Origin of the sequence: Nonomuraea sp. NPDC026600, from assembly GCF_040638335.1 — a bacterium.
Taxonomy (GTDB): Bacteria; Actinomycetota; Actinomycetes; order Streptosporangiales; family Streptosporangiaceae; genus Nonomuraea.
In genome coordinates this window covers 1-3,517 of sequence record NZ_JBEZYD010000097.1, presented here as the reverse complement: position 1 = coordinate 3,517, position 3,517 = coordinate 1, and the positions used below count along the sequence as shown (strand labels likewise).

Annotated in this window: 4 protein-coding genes; 2 read left to right on the top strand and 2 right to left on the bottom strand. The window is 63.0% G+C overall.

Features of this window, described 5'->3' with window-relative positions:
* Positions 1 to 43: 43 nt before the first annotated feature.
* Both AB0F17_RS66305 and AB0F17_RS66300 read right to left on the bottom strand, forming a co-directional pair.
* A complete protein-coding gene (locus AB0F17_RS66305; protein WP_358047816.1) occupies positions 44 to 727 on the bottom strand; it encodes an MFS transporter in 684 nt (227 codons plus the stop codon).
* A 34-nt stretch (positions 728 to 761) separates the two neighbouring features.
* Positions 762 to 1,124, bottom strand: coding sequence for a substrate-binding domain-containing protein (locus AB0F17_RS66300; RefSeq protein ID WP_358047814.1), 363 nt, complete (start codon positions 1,122 to 1,124; stop codon positions 762 to 764).
* A 363-nt stretch (positions 1,125 to 1,487) separates the two neighbouring features.
* On the opposite strand from AB0F17_RS66300, the gene AB0F17_RS66295 reads away from it, so the two are divergent.
* The gene (locus AB0F17_RS66295) at positions 1,488 to 2,636 is read left to right on the top strand and encodes an alcohol dehydrogenase catalytic domain-containing protein (protein ID WP_358047812.1); all 1,149 of its coding nucleotides are present in this window, start codon (positions 1,488 to 1,490) and stop codon (positions 2,634 to 2,636) included.
* A gap of 10 nt (positions 2,637 to 2,646) precedes the next feature.
* Positions 2,647 to 3,510 carry a 3-dehydroquinate synthase family protein gene (locus AB0F17_RS66290; RefSeq protein ID WP_358047810.1) on the top strand — a complete coding sequence of 288 codons (864 nt, stop codon included), beginning with the start codon at positions 2,647 to 2,649 and terminating at the stop codon, positions 3,508 to 3,510.
* Positions 3,511 to 3,517 lie beyond the last annotated feature (7 nt).

The following is a 3,517-nucleotide window of genomic DNA, read 5'->3' as shown; positions in this document are numbered from 1 at the left end:
CCCACGTCCTCCTCCAGGGGAGAACCGTGAAGCGCCAGGGGAATTACCTGATCGGAAACCCCTCACAGCAGGGGAATTCCGTGATCGTCGACAGCCTCGGGGGTGTGGCGGCGCGATCCAGGAGCCGTCCGGTGATGATGGGGCTGGCGATGCCGGCGGTGACGCTGAGCCCGGAGAAGACGCCGAGGATTCCGGCGCGCTGGGCGGGCGGTACGAGCTCGGCCACGGCGGGGTTGGCGAGGGTGTTGACGGTGACGGAGATGCCGTGGCCGAGCATCAGGAGGGCTATGGCGGGGAGCGGCGTGTGGATCAGTGGCAGGCAGGTCAGCAGGATGCCGGCGCTGGTGAGGCAGGCGCCGCCGAGCAGGCCGCGAGCCCGTCTGGAGGTGACGCCGGTGCGGAGCAGCCGGTCGGTGACCGCTCCGGTGGTGATCAGTGCCACGATGCCCAGCGCGCTGGGGAGCCCGAACAGCGAGCCGGCCGCCTTCGCTGAGAAGCCCAGCGCGTTCTCGAAGTAGGAGGGCAGCCAGGTGAAGATGATTGCGGCGAGCGCGTTCTGGGCGAAGTAGGCGATGAAGCAGCCGATGAAGGTGCGGTTGAGCAGCGCGCGGCGCCAAGGGATGCGGGTCGTGTGGCCGGGCTGTGGCTGGTCGCCCCGGGCGGGGGTGGCGCCGTAGGGTCCTTGCCGCCCGGTGGCGGCTTTGGCAGCGACTCCGCGGACGGTCACGCTGGCAAGTTTGATGTGAAGGCTGGGATACGGCTCAGCGGGTGAGCGGGCCCTTGGAGCTGCGCACCACGAGCTTAGGCCGCATGAGCAGCGACCGTCCGGTGGGATACTCGTCGGACTCGATGCACTCGCGCAGGTGGGTCAAGGCGGCGGCGGCCATCGCGGCGAGCGGCTGCCGCACCGTCGTCAGCGATGGCGCGGCCAGGTCGGCCAGCGCGATGTCGTCGAAGCCGACCACGGACACGTCCTCGCCCACGCGTAGACCGACGTCCCTGATCCCTGCGCTGACTCCGAGCGCGCATGTCGTTGATCGCCACGATCGCGGTCGGCGGCTTTTCGCCGCGCAACAGCTCTGTCGCGGCTGTGCGGCCACGTCGAGGTCGCTGCACCCGTACATGCACTGCAGGAGCTTATATATCTTGCCATGGGGTCGCCACCTCAATCGCTTTTAATGTGGAATTTACATTGCCCAAATAGCGAAATGCGGTGCTGGTTGCCGTGATCAGGATAGACGCGTCCGGCGCGCCCGAAAATCATGTATCGGGCAGAACAAAAAGAGGCGACCTAGGAATTACCTTGTTGACGGACCGTCCAATATGGCGCTCATCGCACACCTTGCCTGTTCTTGCAAAGAATATTGACAAGATCACTTGAGTGATCGTAAAGTCTGTCGGGCGAGGGATCTAATGCGAACAGTGCTTCAACGGATGTGACCTTGCGAGAGCGTCTCCGTTAAGCACATACGATCACAGGGGGCACGGTGCGTTCCTATTTCTTGCATGAAGCTGGCCGTCTTTCTATGGCCGACGTCCCTGACCCGGAATGCGGGGCAGAGGAAATCATTCTCGAGACGGAAGCGGTCAGCATCTGCTCCACGGACGTCTCATATTTTCGCGGGCATTTAGTTCCTGAACGATGGCCGGTGATCCCCGGGCACGAGTATGTAGGTCGGGTGGTGGAAGTAGGGACTGCTCTTCGCGGCAAAATCCGGCAGGAAGAGCGCATCACCTACTGGGGGCAGACCGACTTTGGAGGGTTGGCCGAATACAGGGCCGTGCGACCGCTGCTGCCCGGTGTTTCGAACCGTGAGACCAGCTGGCTCACCGACCGAGGATTCGCCGATGCGCATCAGGCGGCCGCGGTAGTGCTGCCAGCGCACCTGCCGAACCGGCTCGCGACCCTGATCGAGCCGCTCACCTCGGTTCTTCGGACAGTGCTGTCGCATCCACCCAGGCCAGGGGACACCATCGTGATCTTAGGAGCCGGACCGACCGCACTGATCGCGATCCAGGTCCTACGTCACTGCCACGCGGCTGGTTCGCTGGTCGTGGTGGAGCGAGATGCGGCCCGGCGCGCGACGGCGCTTCGGCTCGGCGCTGATCTGGTTTTCGACCCGATAACAGACGCTGACGCCTTGCGAGGACTGGCTGATGACCACCTGGGTGCCTTCGCCGACTACGTTTTCGATGCGCTACCGCATGTCGACAGCACATCCAAGGCGAGTGGCGTACGCGCCGCAGCCATGCAACTGCTGAAGGCCACAGGAAAATACGTGCTGTTCGGCGCGACAGCGATCCCCCAGGCCATCGACACCTGGCTTTTGCTGGCCAAAGGCTTGAAATTTGTCGCAGCCCCCTTCGATGTCCGAGCCTTTCCGATGAGTAGAACGGCGCATGTAATCAAGGTGGCGACGAATTTGGTGGACAGCGGGGTTCTCGATATTGACCAGCTGATCACGGGGACCGTTTCATTCTGGGATGAAGGCGGCGTCGGCAGAGTCTTCTCCGAGTATGGCCACAACGGCACGTTGAGGACATCGATCGCCTTTGACGCCACCTCAGACAATGCATTGAAAACAGCTCGCTCAGATAAACGTAACAGCGTAGAGCTATTGTCCCATCACCGATAAGGAGGACCAGATGATACCCGCAGATGTTCACCTGGTCCGCGACAGGATTCCTTTGCCCGAACCGGGCTGTCCGATCGAGGGCCTGGCCACGCGGACCGATTCCTACCCGGTGCTCGTCTCCGCCGACGCCGAAACCACCGCGCATCACTTGAAAACATTCACATCCAACTCGCGTGTGGTCATCGTGACAGATGAAACGGTGGCAGGCCTGCACGGCGAATCGCTCGTAGAGGCACTCACCAGACAAGGAATGGACGTCGCGACGCTGACGATTCCGCCGGGTGAGCGCAGTAAAGCGATCGCCACCGCCATCCATCTTCTCGACCGGCTGGCCCACAGTTCGGTCGGGCGTCGTGACCTGCTGGTCGCCTTCGGCGGGGGCGTCGTGATCGACACGGCGGGTTGGGTGGCCAGCGCTTACATGCGCGGCATTCCGTATGCCAATGTCCCCACCACCCTCCTGGCCGCAGTGGACGCGGCCATCGGTGGCAAGGTGGCCGTGGATCACGCCGTGGCCAAGAACTTGATCGGCGCGTTCTACCAACCGGTCGGCGTGGTGACCAATGTCGCTTACCTCGCCACCTTGGATGCACGGCAAATCCGGGCAGGACTGGCCGAGGTGATCAAGAAAGGAATGATCGCCTCTCCCGAGCTCTTTTCCTTCATCGAGCGGGAACTGGAGGCCATCCTCGGAAACAAGCTGTGGGCGCTGGAGCGGCTGGTGCAGTACGCCAGCGCCACCAAATGCGAGCTGATCGCCCGCGATCCGTATGAGCAGGACCTGCGCTGTCGGCGTACGGGTTCCAGTGCAGAGCCAGGTACAGGTAAACGTGCAGAGTTGAACGGCGTGTCCGCTGTGTCTGCAGGGTGGTGATCTTGGA